Annotated in this window: 24 protein-coding genes; 11 read left to right on the top strand and 13 right to left on the bottom strand. The window is 61.7% G+C overall.

Annotation, left to right across the window (positions count from 1 at the left end; genetic code table 11):
- Positions 1-11 precede the first annotated feature (11 nt).
- Positions 12-1,085: a methyltransferase gene (locus CQ13_RS37755; RefSeq protein WP_057847816.1), complete on the bottom strand. Its 1,074-nt coding sequence runs from the start codon at positions 1,083-1,085 to the stop codon at positions 12-14.
- A gap of 55 nt (positions 1,086-1,140) precedes the next feature.
- The gene (gene aepX / locus CQ13_RS37750; protein ID WP_057847815.1) at positions 1,141-2,091 is read right to left on the bottom strand and encodes a phosphoenolpyruvate mutase; all 951 of its coding nucleotides are present in this window, start codon (positions 2,089-2,091) and stop codon (positions 1,141-1,143) included.
- Positions 2,092-2,488: 397 nt separating this feature from the next.
- On the opposite strand from aepX, the gene CQ13_RS37745 reads away from it, so the two are divergent.
- A complete protein-coding gene (locus CQ13_RS37745; protein ID WP_057847814.1) occupies positions 2,489-3,370 on the top strand; it encodes a hypothetical protein in 882 nt (293 codons plus the stop codon).
- Here the strand turns inward: CQ13_RS37745 and CQ13_RS37740 are convergent.
- Both CQ13_RS37740 and CQ13_RS37735 read right to left on the bottom strand, forming a co-directional pair.
- Positions 3,335-3,709, bottom strand: a complete 375-nt coding sequence (locus CQ13_RS37740; protein ID WP_057847813.1) for a nuclear transport factor 2 family protein — start codon at positions 3,707-3,709, stop codon at positions 3,335-3,337. The two genes, CQ13_RS37745 and CQ13_RS37740, sit on opposite strands and share 36 nt — an antisense overlap.
- Before the next feature lie 19 nt (positions 3,710-3,728).
- Positions 3,729-4,511 carry a hypothetical protein gene (locus tag CQ13_RS37735; RefSeq protein WP_057847812.1) on the bottom strand — a complete coding sequence of 261 codons (783 nt, stop codon included), beginning with the start codon at positions 4,509-4,511 and terminating at the stop codon, positions 3,729-3,731.
- Between the two features lie 166 nt (positions 4,512-4,677).
- Here CQ13_RS37735 and CQ13_RS37730 point away from each other — a divergent pair, with 166 nt between their 5' ends.
- Positions 4,678-5,154 (top strand): helix-turn-helix domain-containing protein, encoded by a 477-nt coding sequence (locus CQ13_RS37730; protein WP_245309591.1) that lies wholly within the window; start codon positions 4,678-4,680, stop codon positions 5,152-5,154.
- 83 nt (positions 5,155-5,237) lie between these two features.
- On the opposite strand, the gene CQ13_RS37725 is transcribed toward CQ13_RS37730, so the two are convergent.
- Positions 5,238-6,599, bottom strand: a complete 1,362-nt coding sequence (locus tag CQ13_RS37725; RefSeq protein ID WP_057847811.1) for an NAD(P)H-dependent oxidoreductase — start codon at positions 6,597-6,599, stop codon at positions 5,238-5,240.
- Positions 6,600-6,635: 36 nt separating this feature from the next.
- The gene (locus CQ13_RS37720) at positions 6,636-7,523 is read right to left on the bottom strand and encodes a LysR substrate-binding domain-containing protein (RefSeq protein ID WP_057847810.1); all 888 of its coding nucleotides are present in this window, start codon (positions 7,521-7,523) and stop codon (positions 6,636-6,638) included.
- 176 nt (positions 7,524-7,699) lie between these two features.
- Here CQ13_RS37720 and CQ13_RS37715 point away from each other — a divergent pair, with 176 nt between their 5' ends.
- The 3 genes from CQ13_RS37715 to CQ13_RS37705 all read left to right on the top strand — a co-directional run bounded on the left by CQ13_RS37715 (position 7,700) and on the right by CQ13_RS37705 (position 10,379).
- Complete coding sequence (locus CQ13_RS37715; RefSeq protein WP_057847858.1) at positions 7,700-8,452, top strand: SDR family NAD(P)-dependent oxidoreductase; 753 nt, start codon at positions 7,700-7,702, stop codon at positions 8,450-8,452.
- 68 nt (positions 8,453-8,520) lie between these two features.
- On the top strand, positions 8,521-9,369 hold the full coding sequence (locus CQ13_RS37710; RefSeq protein WP_057847809.1) for a transketolase: 849 nt from the start codon (positions 8,521-8,523) through the stop codon (positions 9,367-9,369).
- Entirely contained in the window at positions 9,366-10,379 is a 1,014-nt protein-coding gene (locus CQ13_RS37705; RefSeq protein ID WP_057847808.1) for a transketolase family protein, read from the top strand. Before CQ13_RS37710 ends, CQ13_RS37705 begins: the two co-directional genes overlap by 4 nt.
- Positions 10,380-10,499: 120 nt before the next feature.
- Here the strand turns inward: CQ13_RS37705 and tenA are convergent, their stop codons facing one another.
- Positions 10,500-11,171: a thiaminase II gene (gene tenA, locus CQ13_RS37700; RefSeq protein ID WP_057847807.1), complete on the bottom strand. Its 672-nt coding sequence runs from the start codon at positions 11,169-11,171 to the stop codon at positions 10,500-10,502.
- Positions 11,172-11,458: 287 nt separating this feature from the next.
- Between tenA and CQ13_RS37695 the strand changes: the two genes are divergently transcribed.
- Positions 11,459-12,961, top strand: a complete 1,503-nt coding sequence (locus CQ13_RS37695) for an AMP nucleosidase (protein WP_057847857.1) — start codon at positions 11,459-11,461, stop codon at positions 12,959-12,961.
- A gap of 48 nt (positions 12,962-13,009) precedes the next feature.
- On the opposite strand, the gene upp is transcribed toward CQ13_RS37695, so the two are convergent.
- The 6 genes from upp to hutI form a co-directional block, all read right to left on the bottom strand.
- Positions 13,010-13,639, bottom strand: a complete 630-nt coding sequence (gene upp, locus CQ13_RS37690; RefSeq protein WP_057847806.1) for a uracil phosphoribosyltransferase — start codon at positions 13,637-13,639, stop codon at positions 13,010-13,012.
- A 96-nt stretch (positions 13,640-13,735) separates the two neighbouring features.
- Positions 13,736-14,974, bottom strand: a complete 1,239-nt coding sequence (locus CQ13_RS37685; protein WP_057847856.1) for a URC4/urg3 family protein — start codon at positions 14,972-14,974, stop codon at positions 13,736-13,738.
- Positions 14,975-14,995: 21 nt separating this feature from the next.
- The gene (locus tag CQ13_RS37680; protein WP_057847805.1) at positions 14,996-16,246 is read right to left on the bottom strand and encodes a GTP cyclohydrolase II; all 1,251 of its coding nucleotides are present in this window, start codon (positions 16,244-16,246) and stop codon (positions 14,996-14,998) included.
- A 176-nt stretch (positions 16,247-16,422) separates the two neighbouring features.
- Complete coding sequence (hutU, locus tag CQ13_RS37675; RefSeq protein ID WP_057847804.1) at positions 16,423-18,093, bottom strand: urocanate hydratase; 1,671 nt, start codon at positions 18,091-18,093, stop codon at positions 16,423-16,425.
- The gene (gene hutH, locus CQ13_RS37670; RefSeq protein ID WP_057847803.1) at positions 18,090-19,667 is read right to left on the bottom strand and encodes a histidine ammonia-lyase; all 1,578 of its coding nucleotides are present in this window, start codon (positions 19,665-19,667) and stop codon (positions 18,090-18,092) included. The genes hutU and hutH overlap by 4 nt, the downstream gene beginning before the upstream one ends.
- Positions 19,664-20,878: an imidazolonepropionase gene (gene hutI / locus CQ13_RS37665; RefSeq protein WP_057847802.1), complete on the bottom strand. Its 1,215-nt coding sequence runs from the start codon at positions 20,876-20,878 to the stop codon at positions 19,664-19,666. Before hutI ends, hutH begins: the two co-directional genes overlap by 4 nt.
- Before the next feature lie 87 nt (positions 20,879-20,965).
- Between hutI and CQ13_RS37660 the strand changes: the two genes are divergently transcribed.
- The 5 genes from CQ13_RS37660 (at position 20,966) to CQ13_RS37640 (ending at position 25,761) form a co-directional block, all read left to right on the top strand.
- Positions 20,966-22,324 (top strand): formimidoylglutamate deiminase, encoded by a 1,359-nt coding sequence (locus tag CQ13_RS37660; protein WP_057847801.1) that lies wholly within the window; start codon positions 20,966-20,968, stop codon positions 22,322-22,324.
- Positions 22,321-23,073 (top strand): histidine utilization transcriptional repressor HutC, encoded by a 753-nt coding sequence (gene hutC / locus CQ13_RS37655; RefSeq protein WP_057847800.1) that lies wholly within the window; start codon positions 22,321-22,323, stop codon positions 23,071-23,073. Before CQ13_RS37660 ends, hutC begins: the two co-directional genes overlap by 4 nt.
- Before the next feature lie 98 nt (positions 23,074-23,171).
- Positions 23,172-24,116, top strand: coding sequence for an ABC transporter substrate-binding protein (locus CQ13_RS37650; protein ID WP_057847799.1), 945 nt, complete (start codon positions 23,172-23,174; stop codon positions 24,114-24,116).
- Between the two features lie 89 nt (positions 24,117-24,205).
- On the top strand, positions 24,206-24,979 hold the full coding sequence (locus CQ13_RS37645) for an ABC transporter permease (RefSeq protein WP_156434152.1): 774 nt from the start codon (positions 24,206-24,208) through the stop codon (positions 24,977-24,979).
- Positions 24,976-25,761, top strand: a complete 786-nt coding sequence (locus tag CQ13_RS37640) for an ABC transporter ATP-binding protein (RefSeq protein WP_057847798.1) — start codon at positions 24,976-24,978, stop codon at positions 25,759-25,761. Before CQ13_RS37645 ends, CQ13_RS37640 begins: the two co-directional genes overlap by 4 nt.
- Positions 25,762-25,860 lie beyond the last annotated feature (99 nt).

Here is a 25,860-nt window from a genome sequence, read left to right as displayed (position 1 = left end):
AGAGTTCTTGTTCACGCAGACCTGTTCGCGAGCTTCCGCGCCGTGATGAGACTTCGGTTGCAAATCGACTTGCGATAGTCGACATGCTGAAAGCCGACGCCTTCCATGAGGGAACGCATGTCCTCGAAACTGTAGCAGCAGCCCTCATAGCCGGTGGTCAGCAGGACCGAATATTCTGCCTCCGCGACCGGCGCAGGCCCGCCGCGATCGTCCGGGTGGCAACTGTAAACGGCCACCCGACCGCCAGGCAGCAAGCTCTGGTACGATTTATCCAGCAACAGCCGCACCTTCTCCGGCCCCCAATTGTGCAGGACATGCGAATAGAGATGGAGAGAAGCGGTCTCCGGAAATGGATCGACAAACATATCTCCGGCGATGACACGCGCCCTTGCTGCCGTTAGCTTACGCTCGGCAAGACATCGCGTGGCGAGTTGGTCGACTGGGGGACGCTCAAATATCGTCGCCGACAGATTGGGATAGCGGTTGAGCAGGTGCGCCGAGTAGACCCCGGATCCACCTCCCACATCCAGAACGGCCGTGTCCTGTGTACAATCGAGCAGGCGCGCGAGATCGGGAGCAAAAATCCGCCCACGCTCCTCCATTCCGCGCGTATTCAGATCGGCGAAATCGTCCGTTTGCATCAGCGCGTCCCAGTTGGTCGTGTCGCCACGCTCAACATGCCAGGTGTCAGGTGCACCCTGGCGCAATACGTCGTAGATCTCCCGGACGGACGATTTGTACTTCATGGTGGCAATGTAGGAGGAAATGTTCTCGTTTGAGCCGCGGCTCAGGTACCGCCGCGCAGATGCCGTCACGAGAAGTTTGCCATCGATGTTGACGAGCAGCCCCCAGGACTCAAAGAGCCTGATCATCGTTCGCGTCGGCCGCTCCTTGATCTGAAAATGCCTGCGCAACTCTGCTTCAGTCGCGGGGCTTTGGTCGAGATAGGTGAAGAGATCGAGCCACGAGACCGCCGCAATATAGAGGTCAGCCGCATAGGAACTATCGCGCCATCGGATCACCTGCGCGATATCCGGTTCAGAGATCTGGATTGGCAGTGGCGTCGCTAGTGTTGAATGAAGCATGGCACGATCTCCGTGTTAGGAAGGTTTCTATGCTGTGGGATGGAGGGCCGGAGAATCACGCTTTCGCGTGACCGTTTCCGCCGTACATCGGCAAGTATCGCTCCTCGGCGGCAGCGAGTTCGCCGTAGCGCATTAGACCAAAGACCTCGTCGAGCGTGGCGACTTCGCCTTCGATGCCGGCAATGCTCTCCTCGGCGATAATGCGGCCGCAAATGTCTCTCATCCCAGCGATCGCCGCTCGCATCGAGTGGTTGGCCCAGATCACTGTCGAGATGCCGGCTTCGCGATAGGCGGAGACCGGCGTCCGATAGTATTTGGTGGGGACGATCACAACGGGAAGCCGATTCTGCCAGGCGCCCGCGAAAGCGAGGATCTCGTCCGCCACGCTCTTGCGCGAATGAATAAGGATGGCGTCTGCTCCGGCCTCGGCATAGGCATGGGCGCGCGTGAGGGCCTCGTCCATTCCGTGGCCAGCGATCAGTGCCTCGATCCGTGCGACGAGGACCAAATCGTCGCCTACCGTATCCCTCACAGCGCGCAGCCGGCCCGAGAATTCGCTGGTGTCGGCGAGCGGATGCCGATCGCCGACGAACGAATTCATCTTGGGAAAGTTCTTGTCCTCCAGTGCGACGCCGGCAGCGCCACGCTGCTGCAGCTTGCGCGCCAGAAGGCGCGCATTGTTGAAATTGCCAAAACCGCTATCGCCGTCGACAAGCACTGGAAGATCGGTCGAGTCCACCATTCGCTCGACGACATCAACGAGCTGGGTCCAGGAGGCTTCGTTGGCGTCGCGGTAGCCGAGCGAGCACGAAATCGACAGGCCGGACGCCCAGAGTCCCTTGAAACCTGCACGCTCGGCGATGGCGCCTGACAGACCGTCGTGAGCCTCCATCAGGAAGGAGAGGTCGCGATTGCAGCAGATCTGGCTGCGAAGCTTATCCGCTGCTCCCGCTGCAGCGTGGTGGCGACGGCCGTTTGCGACGACGGACTGGTTTTGCGGTTGCATGTCGAACTCCTTGAGCGTCCCATCTGCATCATGACGCCTGACTAACAATAGTTGTGACATGTTTATTCGCGGCGTCAATATCTAATTCTAGTTGATGGACGGAATTTCTAATTCTCGTTGATATGGAGTCAAGCTGGAGCGCACGCAGCCGGATGCCGGTGCCACCTCAATAGTTCATTGCAACCGAGAAGTGGTTCAGCCCTGACTTCGCGCAGTCAGATCAGCACGCCGACTGAGGCGAAGCGGAAGCGGAGGAGAAACGCCGTCACGAAAGCGTGAAGCCAATTACTCATCGAATTTTGATGTCTAGCCAAGCGAGTATCACTAAGATGCCGCAACTGCGCCAAATAACGAGCGCTGGATGGACGACTTTGCTCCTCGGTTGGGTGGGGGTCGCATGCAAACAATCATTCTGGACGACCATGGCCGCGCATGGGACGCTCGATCCCCGGCCTTAAGAAGCTTCCTGCACTGCTCACTTCCTGACTTCGATTTTCTGACCTACCTCATCGAAAATCTGGGATTTGTGGCTGTCACTAAAATCGCTCCCGATGCGGCGCGTATCCGGTTTCGGCCCGAAACCGTGTCCCAGACGAGCATCGCCGCAGCTCTATACTGCCTCGCTGATATGGGGATCGAGCGCACCATCATTTCCCACCCGGGCCAGTTCGTCGAGAAGCTGGTCCCGAGCCTCGCGCAGACGATCGCCTACATTGCCGAGCAGATTGCTGCGAGCCATCAGCAACCTTCTTCCGCATTCACGAGCAGAGAGCTGCCGCTCGAAACACTTGCAAACACGGACGAAGCACTTTCATCCCTTTTCGCGCAATGGATCGATTCGAAGCAGGCTTACGATTCAGCGACGCTGGCCGACGTGTTGCCCGAATCGCTTCGTGCGCGCTTCATGCTTGTCGAGCCCGTGGATGGCCGCCTGACCATCACCGATGTCGGATCTGGCTTTGAGATTTACGGCGAGACCTGGCGGAAGAACGCGCGGGGCCTGCCGATGGAAGAACAACCGGATTACGTTTACGGCCAGTGGGTGCAAGGCATTTACCGCGGTGTCCAGGAGACGCTAATGCCGCGCCTGGACGAGGTGGACGCCACGATCAGACGGCCAGACATGAACGACAGCATTCACTGCCATTATCACCGTCTCATCTTGCCGTTCACCTGCCAGGGGAACGGTCGAACATGCCTTCTCGGCGCATCGGTCTTTGACCTCAGGGAGCAACAATCCGCCCTAGATCGCCGGGCTGTCGAAGAATGTCCGGCGTAGATCAATCCGCCCTTCCCTGATGCGGTAGACATCTGCAAAACGCATGCTGAGATTACGCCCATTCTTGGCAACGCCGGAAAAGCTGCCCCAGCACGCAATGTTTGCGCCGTCGCTCAGCACCCTCTCGACGCAGTGCTGGCCGAGCGAAATAATCCGTTTCGTCAGGTAGAAGTCCAGGATAGCCGGCTTTCCGACGAACGGTTCATAACCCGGTCGTTCGTAGATCGCCTCGTCGTGGAGAAATTCGGAAAGCCCTGCCCAGTCCCGGCCGTCGATGCAACCGAACAGCCTTTTGACAAGCCCTTCTGAATGCTCGGGACGAAAGCTCTGGATATTCATACCGCCTCGCCTTGCGACATCAGTGATTTGCGTCCTCGGCAATGCGAGACCCCATGACAGGGGCACGCACCCGATCCAGGATTGCTGCGAGATCGGCGAGGAGTTCGTCGGACTGCATCCAGCTTAACCCGCAACGCATCTCGCCAAGCGGCGATGCCACAAGTTCGATGCAGTTGCGCTCGACCTTCGTGTATCCGGCACGCTCTGCCAGACCGCCCGCAATGACGGCATCGGCATACATGCCGATCGTGAAATCGCTATTCCAGCGCGTGAAGGCGTATGCCCGCGAAATGCGCGGCAGGATGGTTCCAAGGTCCTTGCCTCTGAAATCACGCCTATACCAGATGCCACCGGAAAAGACGACGCGCCCGGTGATTTTCTCGGCGATCGGCGTGGTGATCTTGCAGCGATTTTCGCGCGCGAAAGCGGCATCAGGATCGGCATAGAACATTCGCAGCGAAGCTGCTTCGTCCTTGAGAGACGTTTCCGGCCAATCATAGAGGCGCGCCGCTTGTGTTGCGACGACCTCCCCATCCTTGTTCCGCCCGATCAGGACAAACGCTGTCTCCGGCGTAACGCCGCCCAAAGCCTCGTCAAAAACCGGCACAAGCGGGCGCCAGCTATCGGAGTTGCCCCTGTTGGCTTCAAGGAGATCCTGCAGGCTGCCAAAGGACAGTGTTACGCCGCGCTCCCTTGCAGCGGTGTCTGCCCAGAGGAAGAACCGCCCGAGCAGGTCCACGGGGCCGTATTTAACCTTGAGTTGAGTGGGTAAGCGCCCAGACGTCGGAAGAGGCTCTTTCATGGACTATACGTTCCCCCATTCTCACATCGTGTGGTTGAGGGTTAATAATCCGTGCATTTGTAACCCGCATGACATAATTCTAGTTGATAGTATCGCCTAGGAGTTGATATGCCATTTCCACCATTCCAGTTGATTGTACCGAGCAAGAATTCAACCGCGGTGCTTGATGCCTTCTGAACCTTTTGAGAAGAAATCGAAATCGCGCACGCCGAACAGGCGCGGCGGCAAAATGCGGGTCTCGTCGAAGAAGCCGACGCATGTCGACGAACACGTCGGGAAACGGTTGCGTCTCAGGCGCAATCTCCTCGGCTTGAGTCAGGACGAACTGGCAAGGCGTATTGGCCTGACATCTCAGCTCATCCAAAAATATGAGGCCGGGGAAACCCGGATCAGCGCGTCAAGACTCTACGGCATTGCCATGCAACTCGCCGTCCCGATCACATGGTTCTTCGACGAGTTGGAAAGCAAGAAACGACAGTCCATCGAGTCGAAGCAAACCACCGAAGCGCAGAATTGGAGTGAACTCGTTACGAAGCGAGAGTCACGTCAGCTCCTCGAGCTCTATTTCGGCATTACTGATGAGCGCCTACGTCGAAAATTGATGGAAGTCGCGCAACTTCTGAAGACAACTGACGCGGAATAGAGGCCAGCGAGAGCAGGAAACGGCTGCAACAGGGATCGCCTGTTGCGATACACGGGCCGGCATAGATCGTCAGGAACAACAAGCTAGGCGCGTTTTCGTGTAGCGGCCGGAGAATAGAGCGCCTCCTGCTCCCGTCGGATACGCACTGCGGGCAGCGTCTCGTCGATCGCTACATCGGCCCAGGTGATGCAGGAGTCTTTGGCCACTGGCCGGATCAGTCGCACATTGTGAGCAAGGCCCAGCGGCAGATATCCCTTCGCCAGCGACGTGCTGGCGGGCGCCAACTTTCCGAAGACGGTGTAACCTCCTTCCCCATCGAGTACATCTCCCGGACGCAAATCCTTCTTTGCGGTAGCGGCAACGTCGGCGTTGAAGGCCGTTGCGACACCTGTTGGTTCGCCGCGAAGCGCGATGGCTGCAACCGATATTCCGAGTTCCAGACCGATCAGGTGCCATTTTTTGTACGAACTCATGTAACGGCCGCTCGGATCCGTGACGACCTTGTACTCCTCGAAACAGTTGCGGATGTACTCGCTATCGCCCTCGAAGCAAACCCAGACGCCCTTTCGAATATCGTTGGGGATCTGAACGCCGTCGGCTGTGAGGCAGGACACGACCTCGACTTGACCCTTGGCCTCCAACACTCCTCCTTCCGAGCGGGGGCGCATCAGCGTAGGAATGTCGTCGACTGATCCCGGAGGGAACGCAAGCCCCTGCGAGGGCGCCTTTAGGCCGGTCGCGTTCGCTATCGCAGCGGATTCGATCGCCGGCTTCGATCCGTCAAGGAAAGCGTTGAACATCTTCGGGTTCATGCCACCGCGTGCAGCTTGCTCGGCGGTTAGCCCCCAGTGATCCCACACCGTTTCAGGCGTCGATTCCCGATATTGCGGCAGCCATTTGTGGCCGCGACCAGCCGCGACCACTGGGAAGCCGCATGCCCTCGCCCAGTCAACGAGATCACAAGCCAAAGCCGGTTGATCGCCATAGGCAAGGCTGTAAATCACACCTGCCTGCCTGGCTTTGTGCGCCAGGATCGGTCCGCAGAACGCATCAGCTTCGACCGTTACGTTGATGATCGGCTTGCCGGCCGAAAATGCCGCTAGACAGTGTTCGACGGCAGCCACCGGATTACCAGTGCATTCGGCAACCACGTCAATGCCGTGGTATTTGACAAGCGCTTCCCAGTTGTCGGTCAGGAAGGTCGTGCCATTCTCAAGGGCATCATCAAGAGAGACTGCGCCATACCGCTCCTCGGTCCACCCGACGCGCTTCAGGTTTTCGATCGCACGAGATGGCGATAGATCGGCGATGCCGACGAGATGCACACCGGGCGTACGCAGAACCTGATGAAGGTACATCGCCCCGAACTTTCCTGCACCGATCAACCCGATCTTGATCGGGCGTCGCTCTGCTTCGCGTTCGAGGAGTTTTGCGTAGAGGTTCACGATGTCTCTCCAGTCATGAAGTAGCGCTGCCTCGTTTCAGATCTTGGGCAGAGGCAGGTTCAACTCCCGCGTCAGCCAGTGCGTGAACATCCGGACCGATCGGCGGGCCTTGGCCACACGTGGAAAGACGAGGTAGTGCCCGACATAGCCCACGTCCTTCGCCCGGCCAGCGAGCGGCGCGACGAGCTGGCCGGTCGCAATCTCCCGCTCAGCCAGCCGTGTCGATTCCAGGGCGACGCCGAGTCCGTCGACGGCTGCGGCGATGGCCATGAAGGACCGGTCGAAGCGCGAGCCACGGGGAGCCGGAGGAGCTATCTCGTTCGCATGGAACCAGCTATTCCACCGCACGCGCTTGTTGTCGCTTTCGATGAGCTTCGCGTCGAGGAGATCCTTCGCTGAGGTGATCTGAGCGGCAAGATCCGGCGCGCAGAGGGGAGTGACGGTCTCCTCGCCGAGCGGGATGACGATCAATCCCTCCTGCCGCGGCGGCCCGTAGCAGATGTCGGCGTCGAACTCGTCGTGCTCAAACCTCGGGTAGTCGACCCCGGCCGCAAGCCGCACCTCGAGCCCGGGTTGCTTGGCCAGAAGATCTCGCAGGCGCGGCATGAGCCATTGCGCGGCTATGGACGGCGCGCAGTGCAGCCGCAGCAGGTTGCCGGAGCGCGAGCCGACGGTCTCGATGCCTTGCCGCATCTCGTCAAAGCCAGACGCGACGTGGCGCATCAGCGCTTCGCCGGCCGTGTTGAGATGGACGGCACGGCCCTGCCTGTCGAACAGCACCGCACCCATCAGGCTTTCGAGTTTGCGAACCGAGTGGCTGACCGCGCTCGGCGAAATGCCGAGTTCCTCCCCGGCTGCCCGAAAGGAGCCCGTCCGGGCTGCGGCCTCGAAGGCCTGGAGCGCGGAAAGCGGCAAGCGCCTCATCTCTTCCTCAGGAGCCCGACTCCGCGATGTTTAATGATTGCGGACACCGGCCGACCATCGCGTGGAGGCCGGCAGGATGAATTCAGTTCATCAAATAGCGCAATTTTTGCGTTTCTCCCATGGAAAAAGGCGAGTCAGTATCACGCAACAAAAATCACACCAGTTCGAGGGATGAAATGCTGCTTCAGAACAAGACCGCCGCGATTTCCGGCGCCGCCAGCGCTCGCGGCATCGGCTTGGCCACGGCGAAGCTTTTCGCCAGTCATGGCGCGCGCATTGCCATCCTCGATATCGACGAGGCGGCCGCGCAAAAGGCTGCCGCCGAGCTCGGCCCGCAGCATATCGGCCTTGGCTGCGATGTCGCGAACAAGGCGTCCTGTCAGGCCGCCGCGGACAAGGTCATCAAGGCCTTCGGTCAGCTCGATGTCCTGATCAACAATGCGGGCGTCACCCAGCCGGTGAAGACACTGGAGATCGACGAGGCGAGCTGGGATCGGATCCAGGACATCAACTGCAAGGGTGTCCTGTTCCTGAGCCAGGTCTTCATCCCGCATATGCAGGCGCGCAAGCAGGGTTCGATCGCCTGCATGTCCTCCGTCTCGGCGCAACGCGGCGGCGGCATCTTCGGCGGGCCGCACTATTCCTCGGCGAAGGCGGGCGTGCTCGGACTCGCCAAGGCGATGGCGCGCGAATTCGGGCCGGACGGCATCCGCGTGAACTGCGTGACGCCAGGCCTGATCCAGACCGACATCACCGGCGGCAAACTAGCCGACGAGATGCGCAGGGAGATCATCAAGGGGATCCCGCTCAACCGGCTCGGCGACGCGAGCGACGTGGCGGGCATCTACCTGTTCCTCGCCTCCGACCTCTCGGCCTACGTCACGGGCGCCGTGATCGACGTCAATGGGGGCATGCTGATCCACGGCTGAGCGCCAGCCACCCGCTCCAGCCAACAATCCTCGTCACTGTCGCTAGTGCTTAAGAAGGCTCAGTACTCATGAGAACCGCTCCACTCGGCCACAACGTTTCGCTTGAACGCCGTGCCTGGAATATCCGGCGCCATGCCATCCTGATGGGCGAGGTCCAGGGGCAAGGGTACATCGCGCAGGCGCTGGATGTCGCCGACATCCTGGCTACCGCCTACTTCCACGCCATGCGCTACCGGCCCGACGATCCCGCCTGGGAAGGACGCGACCGCTTCCTGCTGTCGAACGGCCACTATGCGATCGCGCTCTACGCGGCGCTGATCGAGGCCGGGATCATTCCGGAGGAAGAGCTGGAGACTTACGGCTCGGACGAAAGCCGCCTGCCGATGTCCGGCATGGCGAGCTACACGCCCGGCATGGAGATGTCGGGCGGCTCGCTCGGACTCGGGCTGTCCATCGCGGTCGGCAAATGCCTCGGCCTCAAGCGGAAGGGTTCCGACAGCCGGGTTTACACGCTGTTCTCGGATGGCGAACTGGACGAAGGCTCCGTCTGGGAGGCGATCATGTCCGCCGCGCACTACAAGCTCGACAATCTCATTGCCATCGTCGACGTCAATAACCAGCAGGCCGACGGTCCCTCGACCACGGTGATGGGCTTCGAGCCGCTGACGGAGAAGCTCGAGTCCTTCGGCTGGTTCGTCCAGCGCATCGACGGCAACGATCTCGCGGCGGTGCGCGCCGCCTTCGATGCGGCCAAGGCGCAGCACGGCCAGGGCAAGCCCAGCATGATCATCGCCGACACGCTGATGGGCAAGGGCGTCCCCTTCCTGGAGGCGCGCGAGAAGAACCATTTCATCCGCGTGGAAGCCCATGAATGGCGGCTTGCGCTCGATGCACTCGACGAGAGGAAGCCTTCATGAAGCCCGCAGCTCCGAGGACCGACACCCGCAAGCCGCGCCTCACCACCTCCGCGATGATCGCCTCGATCGCAGGCGAAGGGCAGCGAACGAAGCCAGCTCCATTCGGCCACACGCTCGTCGAGTTGGCGAAAGAGGACGGCTCGATCCTCGGCATGACCGCGGATCTCGGCAAGTACACCGACTTGCACATCTTCGCGCAGGCCTTTCCTGATCGCTACTACCAGATGGGGATGGCGGAGCAGTTACTGTTCGGTGCCGCGTCCGGACTGGCCGCGGAAGGCTTCACGCCCATCGCGACGACCTATGCCGTGTTCGCCTCGCGCCGCGCCTACGACTTCATCCACCAGACGATCGCAGAGGAAGACCGCAATGTGAAGATCGCCTGCGCACTGCCGGGACTCACCTCAGGTTACGGTCCTTCCCATCAGGCGACCGAAGACCTCGCCCTGTTCCGCGCCATGCCGAATATGGTGGTGATCGATCCTTGCGATGCACACGAGATCGAGCAGGTCGTGCCGGCAATGGTGCGCCACAAGGGGCCGGTCTACATGCGCCTCCTGCGTGGGCAGGTTCCGCTCGTGCTCGACGAATACGGCTACAGCTTCGAGCTCGGCAAGGCCAAGCTGCTGCGGGACGGGTACGAGGTCCTCTTCATCTCCTCGGGCATCATGACGATGCGTGCGCTGGAAGCCGCGAAGGCGCTGGTGAGCGACCGGATCGATGCCGGTGTCCTGCACGTGCCGACAATCAAGCCGCTCGATGCCGCAACGATCCTGGCCTGCTGCGCAAAGCCAGGCCGACTCGTCGTGGTTGCCGAGAACCACACGGTCATTGGCGGCCTGGGCGAGGCCGTCGCCGGCCTGCTGATGCGCGAGGGCGTGCATCCGGCCTTTCACATGGTCGGTCTGCCGGACGAGTTCCTCGCGGCCGGCGCGCTGCCAACGCTGCACGACCGCTACGGCATATCGACGGAAGCGCTCCGCGCCAGGGTCAAAGGGTGGCTGACATAGCCTCAGAACGCTGCAGTCCCTCGGCCAGTGGAGTGCAGGATCGGGAGGGGCGGCCCGCTTTCGACGACCGTCGTACTCGCTCAACTTGGAAGCCAAACAGCAGTACGCTGTCACTGACTATTATGCACGTTGGCCCGCGCGCCAGCCCATTTCCCAGAAGTCCGATTCGAGTCGCGTAGCTTCCTTGAAGATCGTGATCAGCTCGGTCTCGCGGGCGGGCGTGGCGTAGAGATCAGCGAGATTCTCCAAATGAGCCCGCGCCTTCGCTGCGACGTCCTGGTATGGCGCACCGGCATACTCGGCGATCCAAACGCGATATGGATTCGTTGCAGCGAGCGCATCGGGGCGCGACGCAAGCCGGGTCGCAATCTCCGCGTAGCCGATCACGCAGGGAGCAAGCGCCACCTTGAGTGCCAACAGATCGCCGCGCATTCCGGCGTCAAGTACGTAGCGTGTATAGGCCAGCATCTCGACGGCAGGCGGGGCCTGTTCGAGATCGCCGGGCGACAGGCCCCAGCCGGCGCAGAGCTTCACATGCAGGTTCATCTCGACGTCGAGAATGGCCGAGAGGCCGGCGGCCGCCTCACGCATATCGGCAAGCTTGGGCGACTTGTAGACGGCGAGCGCGTAGGCGCGGGCAAACTCGATAAGGAAAAGGTAGTCCTGGACGAGGTAGTGACGAAACGCCGTCTCAGTGAGCGAACCGTCCGCCAACCCGTTCGTGAAGGGATGCTCGGTGTAGGCCTGCCACTCGGCGGATGCTGCCGTCTTTAGGCGCTCGAAGAAACTCATGATCGTTCGCTGGTTTTGCTTTTCATGAAATATGTTTGGCTCGCTACCACCTGGCACGTGGCGAACCAGGCGGAGTTGAGCTTGATCCCTGCCAATCCAAGCTTCGGTTGCGAACACACTGCACCAGTTTCGCACTAGAAGCGACCCGGCGCGATCTCATCTTCGGCCCTTTGCGCCCAAAACCCTCGCGGTGGCCGACGACGTCCGGCAATCGAGCCTGCTGCTGGGCCGAGAAGGTTCCCTTACCAAGCCTCCCCAAGGCGGGTCCGAGATACTAGGTTATGGTCATGAAGAATCACGGCCGTCCCCAAGCCATCGGGCCAATAGCCACACCAGACCCCTTCGTGCGGCAAAGCTTCGACGACGCGCGCAAGGCGGTCGCGGCTTTGCGATCACTTTATGCCCGAAATACCGAGTTCCTGCGCGATTCCTTCGCCGCGCTCGCGGCTGGCAGCGACAGTAACCGGCGATACCGGGCGTTCTACCCGGAAATCAGCGTCACCACGAGTTCATACACCCAGGTCGATTCTCGTCAGTCCTATGGCCACATGCCGACGCCCGGACACTACTCGACCACGATCACCCAGCCCGACCTGTTCGCTACCTATCTCATCGAGCAGCTCGATTTGATCATGCGCAACCATGGCGTTCCGGTCGTCGTATCGGAATCGGAAACCCCCATCCCGCTGCATTTTGCTTTTCAGGAAGGCACCTATGTTGACGGCGCCGCTGCCGGGAACATCAAGCGACCGATCCGAGACCTGTTCGACGTTCCAGATCTTGATGGAACCGACGATCAGATCGCCAATGGCACATACGAAGCACCGGTCGGCCGGCCGAGGCCGCTGGCGCAATTCACCGCGCAGCGCGTCGACTATTCACTGCATCGCCTGCAGCACTACACGGCCACCAGCCCAAATCACTTTCAGAACTTCGTGTTGTTCACCAACTACCAATTCTATATCGATGAATTCTGTGCTCGCGCCAGGGACCTGATAGCGAATGGCGATACCGGCTATGCCGAATTCGTCGAGCCCGGCAACATCATCATCAGGCGCGGCGAACAGCGACCGGCCGCCGGCGTCACAACGGCGCGTCTGCCGCAGATGCCGGCATATCATCTGAAGAGGCCGGACTACGCAGGCATCACCATGGTCAATATCGGTGTCGGACCTGCGAACGCCAAGACGATCACCGACCATATCGCCGTGCTCAGACCACACGCGTGGCTCATGCTCGGGCACTGTGCCGGATTGCGCGACACCCAGGCGCTAGGCGACTACGTGCTGGCGCATGCGTACATGCGGGAGGATCATGTTCTCGACGACGACCTCCCGCTATGGGTGCCCCTTCCCGCGCTGGCCGAAATCCAGGTCGCGCTCGAGGAGGCCGTGGCGGAAGTGACCGGGCTATCCGGATATGACTTGAAGCGCGTCATGCGCACCGGCACCGTTGCTTCCATCGACAATCGCAATTGGGAATTGCGGGACCGCCGTGGTCCGATCCAGCGGCTCTCGCAGTCGCGCGCCATTGCGCTCGACATGGAATCGGCGACGATCGCCGCCAACGGATTCCGCTTCCGCGTACCCTACGGCACCTTGCTGTGCGTGTCCGACAAGCCGTTGCACGGAGAACTGAAGCTGCCGGGCATGGCCACCGAATTCTACAAGCGGCAGGTTGCCCAGCATCTGACCATCGGCATTCGCACGATGGAGAAGTTGGCGGACATGCCGTTGGAACGGCTGCACTCGCGCAAGCTCAGAACCTTCTCGGAAACGGCGTTCCAGTAAGGCGCGCGGAGAACTGCCGGAGCCATTGAACGGTTCGCAAATTGGCAGCTATCGCGTCCCGTAGGCGCGATCCCCGGCATCACCGAGACCAGGCAGGATAAAGGCGTTTGCATCCAGCCCCTCGTCGATACCGGCCGTCCACAATCGCACGTCGGGATGCAGGCCGCGGAAGCGCTCCACACCTTCCGGCGCGGCGAGCAGGCATACCAGCCGAATATCCTTCGCGCCGCGTTCCTTCAGCCGGTCCACCGCCGCCACCGCCGTGTTCGCCGTCGCAAGAACCGGCGACACCACGATTGCAAGCCGCTCGTAAAGATCGGACGGCGATTTGAAAAAATATTCGACCGCCACAAATGTCTGCGGTTCGCGGTAGAGCCCGATATGCGCGACGCGGGCGGTCGGAACGAGGTCCAGCATTCCGTCGACAAAGGTCACCCCTGCCCGCAGCACCGGCACGAAAACCAGTTTCTTACCCGCGATCTTGGCGGAGTGCATTCGCGCAAGCGGGGTCTCGACCTCTACATCGGTTAGCGGCAGGTCGCGCGTCACCTCGTAACAAAGCAGCATTCCGATCTCCTTGAGGAGCTCGCGAAAGGACTTGGTCGAGATCGTCTTGTCGCGGATCAGCGTAAGCTTGTGCTGGACCAACGGGTGATCCACGATCGTAACGCCTTCCATGCTTTTGCTCCCTGCGAGTAATCGAACCGCGTTCCACAGCATTTTTTGAGCGAACCGCATACCCTGTTCGCATGAAGAAAACGCGTCAAACGGATACTAGAAAACCGTACCGTCGCTACTGACCTTGACGGGCGGCGAACCATCGGGCCGGCGCGCGAACGCCAGCGCCCTGCCCGCCGCCCAGGTGCCGCCTTCCAGAATCTTCGCCAGTGGAAGAGAGACCGCGTCAAGACCAACGCGTTGCCGCAGCAGATCCGCCAGCCGGTCCAGCAGCGCGACGGTCAGCGCCCTCCACTCGACCACGAGCAGAGACGCGACATCATGTTCGCGTTGCGCGTCCACGCGGTCGCGCAGCACCAGTACCCCGGCGTCGACGAACAATCCGCCGTTGCGGTATTCCGCGAGGCCCGTCAGGCCGTCGATATCCGTCACCTGTAGCCCCGCCCGCTGTATCGGCTCGATCAGCGAATACGATAGCCACTGCGACAATTTGTGCAGCGGCACCAGCTCGCTGGTCGCATCCTCGGTCTTGAGCGCCGGATGACGCCAACAGTCCCCCAAGGAAATTCCGCCGAGCGTTATGCGCGACGGCCAGATCGGCCCCAGTTGGCGCAAAAGTTCTGACAAAATCGTCGAGGCGGCGATCGCCCCCGCGTCGGCCGCCCCTGCGAGATGATCGAACAATCCACCGGGCCGAGCCGTGTCGTGACGAGCAAAAATCTGCGGTGACGCCGACGCTACTTGACCGAGCCGGCGAAGAAGGCTGATGCGGCCCTCGAGGCCAACCAGCGGATTGTCGTCCGCAATCTGAAAACCAGTCTGCAGATCGGCAACTGTCAGTCGTTCAAGCCTGGCGGCATCGACCCGCAGCGGCTCGTCAGCCTTCGCTGAGAACACGCCGCGCGCAAACATATCCAGACTGGCAAGCGCCAGCCCCTCCGAACGGCCGATACTTGCGCCCGTCAAGGGATCGCGATAGCGCCACGACGGACCTGCTCCGGCGTCGAGCAGCACGCTGATCATGGCAAGGTCAAATTCCGCGCGGGCGCGCTCTTTCCTGTCGCGCCAATTCTTGGCGTCGGCAAGCGCTGCCCAGCGATCGATGCCGCCGACGACAAAATGGCGCCAGCGCGAATGAAAGGGAACATTGAACGTCGGATAGGCCTTGCGCGTTGTCGCAAGCACGAGATCAACCGCCTCGTCGAGCCGGTCAAGATCGACTTGGAAATGCTGAAGTTGGTCGCTCAAGCCGATTTCCAGCATCCGGTGCGCGCGACTGCGCACCGCTTCCGCACTTAAGAGAGATAAGCCGTCTGCCGTCGCGTCTGCTGTCACGATCAATGGCCCTGGCTCGCCCTAGTATTTTTCGAGCGGCCGACCGGAGGCGATCAGGTCCTCAGGCTTCGTGTCAGGTGAAAAATATCCCGCAGCTTTCTTGGCGGCGATTTCCACATGGGCGTCGGCGGGAATCATGTAATCGGGAATGGCGATGCGCTCGACAATCTCGATACCCTGCCCCGTCAGCGCATCATACTTCATGTCGCTCATCGAGATGAAGCGATCGATGCGCTTCAATCCCAGCCAGTGAATCACATCCGGCATCAGTTGCTGGAAACGCGCATCCTGTACCCCGGCAACGCATTCCGTTCGTTCGAAATAGGCGGATGCATCGTCGCCATCTTCCTGGCGCTTGCGCGCATTGTAGACCAGAAACTTCGTGACCTCGCCGAGCGCCCGGCCTTCCTTGCGGTTGTAGACGATAACGCCCAGGCCACCCGATTGTCCGGCGCGCGCGCATTCCTCGATGCCCTGAATGAGATATGGACGGCAGGTGCAAATGTCCGAGCCGAAAACATCCGAACCGTTGCACTCATCATGGACGCGACAGGTGATTTTGGTCCGATGGTCCGGAAGCTTCGTGACATCGCCGAACAGATAGACGGTCGTTCCGCCGATCGGCGGAAGAAAGACTTGCAGATCGGGGCGCGTGACAAGCTCGGGAAACATGCCCGCGGTCTGTTCGAACAGCGCACGCCGCAGATTGGTCACGCTCGTGCCGAAGCGCTGCGCGATCCCGGGCAAGTGCCAGACCGGATCAATCGCTATCTTGACAACGGAGACGGAGCCGCTGGCGTGAACGAACTCGCCGTCGGGCACCAACCGCTTGGCAGCCAGAGCCGCCTGAATTTCCGGCAGGTCGAGCCGGGCCCGCGTGATCGCGATGCTCGGCCGGATATCGATGCCTTCCATGATTTCGGCACGAAAGTTTTCCGCGACGAGATGTCCCCACGGATCGAGCGCAACAATACGTTCCGGATCTATCCATTGCGAGAACGGCCCAACGGTCGCGGCCGGGTGTGTGTTGGTCAGGTCGGGCCGACGGATCGGATCCAGCGCACCCGAAGAAACGGCAAGCGCGCGGTAGACCGCATAGGAGCCCCCGTGAGTGCCAATCACGTTGCGATCCTGCGGACGCGATACCGTCCCGATGATCGGGCCACGTTCACGCGCGGTGGGCGCTCCCCACAGGATCGGGAATTCATGCGTCGCACCAGGCACCGGATGCGATGTCAGGCGAATATGGTCGATACGATTGGAATGGCTCATCGTTCGGTAGTCCCAAAACGGCAACGGCCCGCCTGAATGACGGGCCTGACCGGAGAACCAAATGAATTATGCGGGTCAGCGACCCTTGTAGTACTATATAGGTAAACTGTCTGTATTTACAACAAGGAAGGAAATCCTCCCCTCTGGAAATACCGGGCGCAAGAAAGTCCGGAGCGCTACAACGTCAGACCGGGCAGATCGAGCCCGTTGGCGCGGGCACATGCAATCGCGTTTTCATAGCCGGCGTCGGCATGACGCATGACGCCCGATGCCGGATCATTCCACAACACGCGTTCAAGTCGACGCGCCGCCTCGGGCGTTCCGTCGGCGACAATAACCATGCCGGCGTGTTGCGAATAGCCGATCCCGACGCCGCCGCCATGATGTATCGAGACCCAGGTGGCCCCGCTGGCACAATTGAGCAGCGCATTGAGCAGCGGCCAGTCCGACACTGCATCCGAGCCATCGCGCATCGCTTCGGTTTCGCGGTTCGGGCTCGCAACCGAGCCGCTGTCGAGATGATCGCGGCCGATGACGATCGGCGCCTTCAGTTCGCCGCGCGCTACCATGTCATTGAACGCCATGCCGAGCCGGTGGCGATCGCCCAGACCGACCCAGCAGATTCGTGCCGGCAGCCCCTGGAACTTGATCCGTGCTTTCGCCATGTCGAGCCAGTTGTGCAGATGCTTGTCATCAGGCATCAGCTCCTTGACCTTGGCGTCGGTCCGGAAAATGTCTTCGGGATCGCCCGAGAGCGCCGCCCACCGGAACGGGCCGACGCCGCGGCAGAACAGCGGACGGATGTAGGCCGGTACGAAGCCGGGGAAATCGAACGCGTTCTTCAATCCCATGTCCTTCGCCATCTGGCGGATGTTGTTGCCATAGTCGAGCGTGGGAATGCTTTGTGCGTGGAAATCCAGCATGGCCTGGACATGGCCGACCATGGAGGTCTTGGCCGCGACTTCAACCGCTTTCGGATCGGCCTCGCGTTTCGATTCCCACTCGGCAAGCGTCCATCCTTTCGGCAAATAGCCGTTGATCGGATCGTGCGCGCTGGTCTGGTCGGTAACGATGTCCGGCCTGACGCCGCGGCGCACCAGCTCGGGAAAGAGTTCGGCGGCATTGCCAAGCAGGCCGACGGAGACCGGCTTCTTGTTCTGCTTCGCCTCCGTCATGATCGCGAGCGCCTCGTCAAGCGAGCTTGCCTGCCGGTCGAGGTAACCCGTGCGCAACCGCATCTCGATGCGGCTCGGCTGGCATTCGATCGCAAGCATCGACGCCTCGGCCATGGTCGCGGCCAGCGGCTGCGCGCCGCCCATCCCGCCTAGACCCGCCGTCAAGATCCACTTGCCCGCGAGGTCGCCGCCGTAATGACGTCGCCCCACTTCGACAAACGTTTCGTACGTCCCCTGCACGATGCCCTGGCTGCCGATGTAGATCCACGATCCGGCTGTCATCTGGCCGAACATCATCAGCCCCTGCTTGTCGAGTTCATTGAAGTGATCGAGCGTCGCCCAGTGAGGCACCAGATTCGAGTTCGCGATCAGCACGCGCGGTGCATCGGCATGGGTGCGGAAAATTCCGACCGGCTTGCCCGACTGCACCACCAGCGTCTGGTCGCCTTCGAGCTTGCGCAGCGATGCGACGATCCGGTCAAAGCTGTCCCAGTCACGGGCGGCACGGCCGATTCCGCCATAGACAACGAGTTCGCTCGGCCGTTCGGCAACGTCGGGATCAAGATTGTTCATCAGCATTCGGAGCGGCGCTTCCGTCAGCCAGCTCTTGGCGCTGATCTCTGACCCGTGGGGCGCCCGGATTATGCGATCGTTGTCCAGTCGGCGGTTCATGACAAAGAGCCTCTCTCGGCAAGGATTGGAAACGGGTTACTCTCAAGTACCGACATAGCGGCCGTCGGCAGCGCGCCGGCTTCAACCAGCGCCGTTGCCTTCGCGAGGTCATCGGCCATGTAGCGATCGCTGCCCAGCGCCGGCACCTGCTCGCGCAGGGCTACAATGACGGCCGCAAGCGCGGGACTGGTCGAATGCGGAGCTCGCAGCCCGATACCTTGCGCCGCAACCAATAGCTCAATGCCGAGGATGATGGCGAGATTGTCCGCCATGTCAGACAAGCGGCGCGCCGCGTGTGCGGCCATCGACACGTGATCTTCCTGGTTGGCGCTGGTCGGCGTCGAGTCGATCGAGCAGGCCGTGGCGCGCTGTTTATTCTCCGCATAGAGCGCGGCTGCCGTCACTTCGGCGATCATGAAGCCGGAGTTGAGGCCGGGATCGGGAGTCAGGAACGGCGGCAGGCCGAAGTTGAGCGTGGGATCGACGAGAGTCGCGATGCGTCGTTCGCTGATCGCCCCGATCTCGGACAGCGCCAGCGCAATCTGGTCGGCAGCAAAAGCGACCGGCTCCGCGTGGAAATTGCCACCCGAGACGATCTCTCCCGTCTCGACCAGGACCAGCGGGTTATCGGTGACGGCGTTCGCTTCGATCGTCAGCGTGCGGGCGGCTTGCGTCAGCAAATCGAGCGCGGCGCCGGCGACCTGGGGCTGGCAGCGCAGGCAATAAGGATCCTGCACGCGCTCATCGCCTTCGAGATGCGACATGCGGATATCGCTACCATCGAGCAACGCCGTCAGTGTCGCGCCGGAGGCGATTTGCCCGGCATGTCCGCGCAATTGCTGGATCTCAGGACGAAACGGCGCCGTCGACGCCATCGCCGCATCGACCGACAAGGCGCCGGTCACCAACGCCGCGTTGACGAGGCTATGGGCACGCAACAAACCGGAAACGGCATAGGCCGTCGAAAACTGCGTGCCATTGATCAGAGCAAGGCCTTCCTTTGGACCGAGCGCCACCGGCGCAAGACCGGCGGCGGCCAGTGCATCGCGGGCCGGCACAGCGCTTCCGCCGACCAGCGCCTGCCCCTCGCCGATCATGACCGCCGTCATATGCGCGAGCGGCGCCAGATCGCCGGAGGCTCCGACCGATCCCTGCTGTGGCACCAGCGGACAGATGCCCTTCGCCAGCATGGCCTGGAGCTGCTCGATGATTTCGCGGCGCACGCCCGATGCGCCTCGCCCGAGCGAGACGATTTTCAGCGCCATCATCAGACGAACGATCGGCTCCGGCGTCGGCGGCCCTACCCCGCAGCAATGCGACACAATGAGATTGTGCTGCAGCAGCGCCGTCTGGTCGGCAGCAATCCGTTTCGACGCAAGTTTTCCAAATCCGGTATTGATGCCGTACGCTGGGGCTTCCGCACGCGCGGCCGCCGCAACAATCGCCGATGCAGCCTCAACGCGCGGCCAGAACGATGGGTCGAGCACGACCGGAGCGCCGGCCAGGACTTGCGCCAGATCGTCGAGGCTGACCCTCCCAGGCGAAACCACAATGCAGGCGTCGGGGCGGCTCACTGTCCCCTCCACACCCGGCTATGCAACGGATTAAAGCCGATCCGGTACACGAGCTCGGCCGGTCGCTCGATCTCCCAGATCGCAAGATCACACCATTTGCCCGCCTGGAGCGTTCCTGTCTCGCCGAGAATTCCGAGTGCGCGCGCACCTTCCCGCGTTACGCCAGCGAGGCATTCGGCAACGGTCAGCCGGAACAGCGTTGCGCCCATATTCATTGCCAGGAGAAGCGACGTCAGCGGCGAACTGCCGGGATTGCAGTCGGTCGCAAGTGCCATGTTGACGCCGTGGGCGCGGAATAGTTCGATCGGCGGCTTCATCGTCTCGCGAATAAAGTAGAACGCGCCCGGCAGCAGCACGGCGACCGTCCCTGCCCGCGCCATCGCCGCGGCGCCGGCATCATCGGTGTGCTCCAGATGATCGGCCGACAACGCCGCGAATTCCGCAGCTAGCGCGGCGCCGCCGAGATTCGAGAGCTGATCCGCATGCAGCTTGACTGGCAATCCAAGCGCCGTTGCCGCGCGGAACACCCGTGCCGTCTGCTCTCCCGAAAACGCAATGCCTTCCATGAAGGCATCGACGGCGTCGGCCAATCCGGCCTGCGCCACCGCCGGCAACATCTCGCGGCAGACAAGATCGATATACCGATCCTTGTCACCGTCAGCTTCCGGAGGCGTCGCATGCGCACCAAGAAACGTCGTCTTGATGGCGACCGGCCTCTTGTCACCCAGCGCGCGCGCCGCTGAGAGCTGACGCATTTCGGTTTCGGTATCGAGCCCGTAGCCGGATTTGATCTCCAGCGTCGTCACGCCCTCGCCGATCAGGGCATCGAGCCTTGGCAGCGCGTCGGCAACAAGCTCGGCCTCACTGGACGCCCGCGTCGCCGCAACGGTGGAGACAATGCCGCCGCCTGCACGCGCGATCTCTTCGTAGCTCGCTCCCTGCAGCCGCAGTTCGAACTCATGGGCGCGGTTTCCGCCAAAAACCAGATGGGTGTGACAATCCACCAGTCCCGGCGTGATCCAGCGCCCCGCGCAATCGATCCACTCGATCGCATCGGCGTCCGATGGAAAATCGGAACGGCTACCGGCGAACGCGATGCGGCCGTCGTGCGCGGCGATTAGGCCGTCCTCGATCACACCCAGTTCGGGCAGATCCTCCCGGACCGTGGCGAGCCGGGCGTTGAGCCAGACTCGATCGAAGCGCTCGGCCATTCAGCTCTCCTCAAAGGCAGGAGCTTGACGTCTCTATATGTCTATACATAAAATCGCGTGGGTGTTCTGTCCAGCCGGTTTCGAAACATGTCGACACTGCATTTCGCATCAGCGCTGCTCCCCTCGGGGTGGGCTGATGACGTGCAGGTGGTGGTGGCGGACCAGACCATCACCAAGGTTACGACCGGCGTGGCGCCGGGACCGCATGACGAGCGCTACAAGCTGGCGATTCCGGGCATAGCGAGCCTGCATAGCCATGCGTTCCAGCGTGGCATGGCGGGGCTCGCCGAAACGCGCGGCAATTCCGCGGATACGTTCTGGACATGGCGCGAGACGATGTATCGCTTCGCGCTCGAAATGACACCGGAAGACATCGAAGCCGTCGCCGCGCTGCTGTATGTCGAGATGCTCGAGCAAGGCTATACGCGCGTCGGCGAATTCCACTATCTCCATCACGACCACGACGGCGCGCCCTACACCAACCCTGCGGAGATGGCGACGCGAATTGCGCGGGCCGCCGAAATCTCCGGCATCGGGCTGACGCTGCTGCCGAGTTTCTATGCACACGGCTCGTTCGGCGGAGCGGCACCACATGCCGGCCAGCGCCGGTTCATCTGCTCGGTCGATCAGTTTGCCAAGCTGACTGACGCCACACGGACAGCCGTCCGCACGCTGCCGGGAGCCAATATCGGCATCGCCCCGCACAGCCTGCGCGCCGTGACGCCTGACGAATTAGCGGCCATCGCGCCATTGGCCGAAGCCGGGCCGATACATATCCATGCCGCCGAACAGACCAGGGAAGTCGAGGAATGCATCGCCTGGTCGGGCCGGCGGCCGGTTGAGTGGCTGCTCGAACATGCGTCCGTCGATCAGCGCTGGTGCCTGATCCATGCGACCCATATGACCGAAGCGGAAACCACCGCGCTTGCAAGAAGCGGTGCGGTCGCCGGGCTCTGCCCGGTCACCGAAGCGAGCCTTGGCGACGGCATTTTTCGGGCCCGCGAATTCCTCGATGCCAGTGGGCGGTTCGGCATCGGGACCGACTCCAACGTACTGGTGGGCGCCACCGACGAACTGCGTCAGCTCGAATATGGCCAGCGCTTGAAACACCGTGAGCGCAATGTGCTGTCCGGCGGTCCCGGCCTGTCGACCGGCCGCGCGCTGTTCGACGCCGCGCTTACCGGCGGGACCCAGGCCCTTGCACAGCCAAGTGCTGGCCTCCAGGCCGGTGCACGCGCCGACATCGTAATTCTCGACAACACCCATCCCTCGCTTGCCGGGCGTCGGGGGGATGCCGTCCTCGACGGCTGGATTTTTGCAGCAGGCGCAGGTGCCGTCGACACGGTCTGGGCCGGCGGCACCAAGGTCGTCGAGCATGGGCGTCATCGGCTCCGCGAGAGCGCGCGCGACACGTTCAACGCAGCGGTGCGGAGGCTCGTGGCATGAGTCTCGCAACCGATCGCGGCAAACTCCAATCGGCCGACAAGCCGACGCTGTACAAGCAGATCCGGATCGACATCGAGCGCCGCATCCTGACCGGAGAATGGCCGCCCGGTCACCGCATCCCGTTCGAGCACGAGCTGATGTCGCGCTACGGCTGCTCGCGCATGACGGTGAGCAAGGCGCTGTCGGAACTTGCGCAAGCCGATCTCATCGAGCGGCGGCGCAAGGCCGGCAGCTTTGTCCGGCGTCCTACATTTCTGTCAGCGGTGCTCAAGATCGCCGATATCCGCGCGGAGATAAACGCACTCGGCCGCAGTTACGGCTACGAGTTGATCCAGTGCTCGCGGCGCACTGCAAACGCCACCGACCGTGCCCGCCTTGGCGCGGGGAAAACCGGAAAGGTGATCGCGATTGCATGCCGTCACAGCGCCGACGGCGTGCCGTTCGCCATCGAGGACAGGCTGATCGATCTTGACGCCGTGCCCGAAGCGGCTGCGGCGGATTTTGCGGCCGAGCCGCCCGGCTCGTGGCTGCTGCACCATGTGCCATGGACGGAAGCCGAGCATTCGATCAGCGCCATCGTGGCTGACGAACAGGCCGCGGCGGCGCTGGATATCGCGATCGGAGCCCCCTGCCTAGTGATCGACCGGCACACCTGGCGCAGCGCCCGGCCGCTCACGGCCGTGCGCCTGCTCTATCCGGGCGAGTCCCATAAACTGATTGCTCGCTTCAAGGGAGGCTTGGAGGGATAGCAATGCACGCAAGACCTGGCACAAGCTATGCAGCAGTTTTGGCTACAGCTTCGCCGCAACCAGCATGAAGACCATGAACCAGCAAAAGGGATACAGCCATGCGTAATTTTGGAATTTTCGCGGCAACGGCCGCTCTCCTGGTGGCCGCACCGGCCGCCGCCCAGGACGTTAAGGTCGGCATCGGCATTTCCGGATGGACCGGTTTCGCGCCGCTCACGCTCGCAAATCAGGCCGGCATCTTCAAAAAGAACGGGCTCGATGTGACGATCAAGAAGATCCCGCAGAAAGACCGCCATCTCGCCATCGCGTCGGGCGACATCCAATGCGCGGCGACCACTGTCGAGACCTGGATATCCTGGAATGCCAATGGCGTCGCCACCAAGCAGATCTTCCAGCTCGACAAGAGCTACGGCGCCGACGGCATGGCAACGCGAAACAATATCGCCTCGATCAAGGACCTCAAGGGCAAGACGGTTGCCGCGTCCGCGCCCGGCACCTCGCCCTATTTTGCTTTGGCCTGGATGCTCAAGAAGAACGGGCTTTCGGTCAAGGATGTCACGATCGTGAACCTGGAGCCGGCGGCGGCAGCACAGGCATTCGTTTCCGGCCAGAACGATGCGGCCATGACCTATGAGCCTTACCTCTCGACGGTGCGCGCGGCGCCGGACAAGGGCAAGATCATCGCCACCACGCTCGACTATCCGATGGTCATGGACACGTTCGGCTGCACGCCGAAATTCCTGACTGAAAACCCGAAAGCCGCCAAGGCGCTGGCCGACAGCTATTTCGAGGCGATCGCCTTGATCGAGAAGGATCAGGCCAAATCGTACGAGATCATGGGTGCCGACGTAAAACAGTCCGGCGAGCAATTCGGCAACTCGGCCAAATTCCTGCGCTGGCAGGACAAAGCCGCGAACCAGAAATTCTTCGCGGGCGAATTTCTGACCTTCAACAAGGAAGCTGCAGACCTGTTGCTCGAGATCGGCATCATCAAATCGGTTCCGAAGATCGACGACCTCTACGACGCGAGCTTCATCAAGTAGTTTTGTGTGCGTGCCGCGCCAGTCCCGCTTTCGGTCATGAGAGCGGGACGACGGCGATAAACCGCACAGCCTTTTAGGATATGCCTGTGATACGTCCCCTGGATCCCGTGACATCGAGGCAGCGCGCGGCCTATGGCCTGGCGTTCTTCGTGCTTTTCGTTGCCGTGTGGGGTTGGGCGACCTTCGGCGGTTATGTCTCCAAGACGTTCCTCGCCAACCCGCTGACGATGCTGCAGGAAGGTTGGGAGCTGCTGACAAAGCACGGCTTCCTGTTCGACATCGGCATGACGATCTGGCGTGTAGTCGGCGGCTTTGTGCTGGCGGCCATCATCGCTGTGCCGCTCGGCGTTCTGATGGGAGCCTACAAGCCGATCGAAGCTTTACTGGAGCCGTTCGTCTCGTTTGCCCGCTACCTGCCCGCCTCGGCCTTTATCCCGCTGTTGATCCTGTGGGCCGGCATTGGCGAGCTGCAGAAGCTCCTGGTCATTTTCATCGGTTCGGTCTTCCAGATCATTCTGATGGTCACAGTGACAGTCGGAAACACCAGGCGCGACCTCGTTGAAGCCGCGTACACGCTTGGCGCCAGCGACCGCGGCATCATCAACCGGGTGCTGCTGCCCTCCTCCGCGCCCGAGGTCGCGGAGATCCTTCGGCTCGTACTCGGCTGGGCGTGGACCTACGTCATCGTAGCCGAGCTGATCGGCTCATCGTCGGGCATCGGCCATATGATCACGGACAGCCAGGCCCTGCTCAACACCGGCCAGATTATCTTCGGCATCATCGTCATCGGTCTGATCGGGCTGGTGTCGGACTTCCTGTTCAAGGCCTTCAACGCCTGGCTGTTTCCGTGGAAACTGGCATGACCGAGCTGAAAATCGATCAGGTCGCCCGCACCTTCCCCGCACGCCAGGGGCATGCGCCGACACGGGCGCTGGAGCCGATCGACCTCAACGTCCGCAATAATGACTTCGTCACCATTCTCGGCCCGTCGGGCTGCGGAAAATCGACGTTGCTGCGCATCGTTGCCGGGCTCGACCGGCCGACCAGCGGCCGGGCCATTCTTGACGGGCAAGAGGTGACTGGCCCCGGCGCCGATCGTGGCATGGTGTTTCAGTCCTACACGCTGTTTCCATGGCTGACCGTGCGCGAGAACATCGCGTTCGGCCTGCGCGAGCGCAGGATTTCCGAAGCGGATCGCAGCAAGATCGCCGACGGCTTCATCCAACGTGTCGGCCTGTCGGGCTTTGAGAATCATTGGCCGAAGCAACTCTCCGGCGGCATGCAGCAACGGACGGCGATCGCGCGGGCGCTGGCCAACGATCCAAAAATCCTGTTGCTCGACGAGCCGTTCGGCGCGCTCGATAATCAAACCCGCGTGCTGATGCAGGAAATGCTGCTTGGCATCTGGGAGCGCGAGCAGAAAACCGTGCTGTTCGTCACCCATGATATCGAGGAGGCGATCTTCCTTGGCAGCCGCGTGATCGTCATGAGCGCCCGTCCGGGCCGTATCAAGGCCGAGATCGCGGTCGATCTACCCCATCCGCGATCCTACAAGATCAAGACCACGCCCGAATTCGTCAGCCTGAAGGAACGGCTTGTCGAAGAGATCCGCGCCGAGGCGTTGAAGGTTGCGGTCCATGCCTGACGATCGAGTACTGCGAAATCCGCTCCGGATGCGGTGAAATCAGTCCCGAATTTTGCTACGTTGATCCCTGCTTAACTACGTCAACTGGAGCCGCTGGAT

Origin of the sequence: Bradyrhizobium retamae, assembly GCF_001440415.1 — a bacterium.
GTDB classification, from domain to species: Bacteria; Pseudomonadota; Alphaproteobacteria; order Rhizobiales; family Xanthobacteraceae; genus Bradyrhizobium; species Bradyrhizobium retamae.
This window is presented reverse-complemented; position numbering and strand designations above follow the sequence as displayed.

Bases quoted from the DNA above. Each gene is read 5' to 3' on its own strand.
- CQ13_RS37755 (WP_057847816.1), bottom strand. From the start codon at position 1,085: ATGCTTCATTCAACACTAGCGACGCCACTGCCAATCCAGATCTCTGAA.
- aepX (WP_057847815.1), bottom strand. From the start codon at position 2,091: ATGCAACCGCAAAACCAGTCCGTCGTCGCAAACGGCCGTCGCCACCAC.
- CQ13_RS37745 (WP_057847814.1), top strand. From the start codon at position 2,489: ATGCAAACAATCATTCTGGACGACCATGGCCGCGCATGGGACGCTCGA.
- CQ13_RS37740 (WP_057847813.1), bottom strand. From the start codon at position 3,709: ATGAATATCCAGAGCTTTCGTCCCGAGCATTCAGAAGGGCTTGTCAAA.
- CQ13_RS37735 (WP_057847812.1), bottom strand. From the start codon at position 4,511: ATGAAAGAGCCTCTTCCGACGTCTGGGCGCTTACCCACTCAACTCAAG.
- CQ13_RS37730 (WP_245309591.1), top strand. From the start codon at position 4,678: ATGCCTTCTGAACCTTTTGAGAAGAAATCGAAATCGCGCACGCCGAAC.
- CQ13_RS37720 (WP_057847810.1), bottom strand. From the start codon at position 7,523: ATGAGGCGCTTGCCGCTTTCCGCGCTCCAGGCCTTCGAGGCCGCAGCC.
- CQ13_RS37715 (WP_057847858.1), top strand. From the start codon at position 7,700: ATGCTGCTTCAGAACAAGACCGCCGCGATTTCCGGCGCCGCCAGCGCT.
- CQ13_RS37710 (WP_057847809.1), top strand. From the start codon at position 8,521: ATGAGAACCGCTCCACTCGGCCACAACGTTTCGCTTGAACGCCGTGCC.
- CQ13_RS37705 (WP_057847808.1), top strand. From the start codon at position 9,366: ATGAAGCCCGCAGCTCCGAGGACCGACACCCGCAAGCCGCGCCTCACC.
- tenA (WP_057847807.1), bottom strand. From the start codon at position 11,171: ATGAGTTTCTTCGAGCGCCTAAAGACGGCAGCATCCGCCGAGTGGCAG.
- CQ13_RS37695 (WP_057847857.1), top strand. From the start codon at position 11,459: ATGAAGAATCACGGCCGTCCCCAAGCCATCGGGCCAATAGCCACACCA.
- upp (WP_057847806.1), bottom strand. From the start codon at position 13,639: ATGGAAGGCGTTACGATCGTGGATCACCCGTTGGTCCAGCACAAGCTT.
- CQ13_RS37680 (WP_057847805.1), bottom strand. From the start codon at position 16,246: ATGAGCCATTCCAATCGTATCGACCATATTCGCCTGACATCGCATCCG.
- hutU (WP_057847804.1), bottom strand. From the start codon at position 18,093: ATGAACCGCCGACTGGACAACGATCGCATAATCCGGGCGCCCCACGGG.
- hutI (WP_057847802.1), bottom strand. From the start codon at position 20,878: ATGGCCGAGCGCTTCGATCGAGTCTGGCTCAACGCCCGGCTCGCCACG.
- CQ13_RS37660 (WP_057847801.1), top strand. From the start codon at position 20,966: ATGTCGACACTGCATTTCGCATCAGCGCTGCTCCCCTCGGGGTGGGCT.
- hutC (WP_057847800.1), top strand. From the start codon at position 22,321: ATGAGTCTCGCAACCGATCGCGGCAAACTCCAATCGGCCGACAAGCCG.
- CQ13_RS37650 (WP_057847799.1), top strand. From the start codon at position 23,172: ATGCGTAATTTTGGAATTTTCGCGGCAACGGCCGCTCTCCTGGTGGCC.
- CQ13_RS37640 (WP_057847798.1), top strand. From the start codon at position 24,976: ATGACCGAGCTGAAAATCGATCAGGTCGCCCGCACCTTCCCCGCACGC.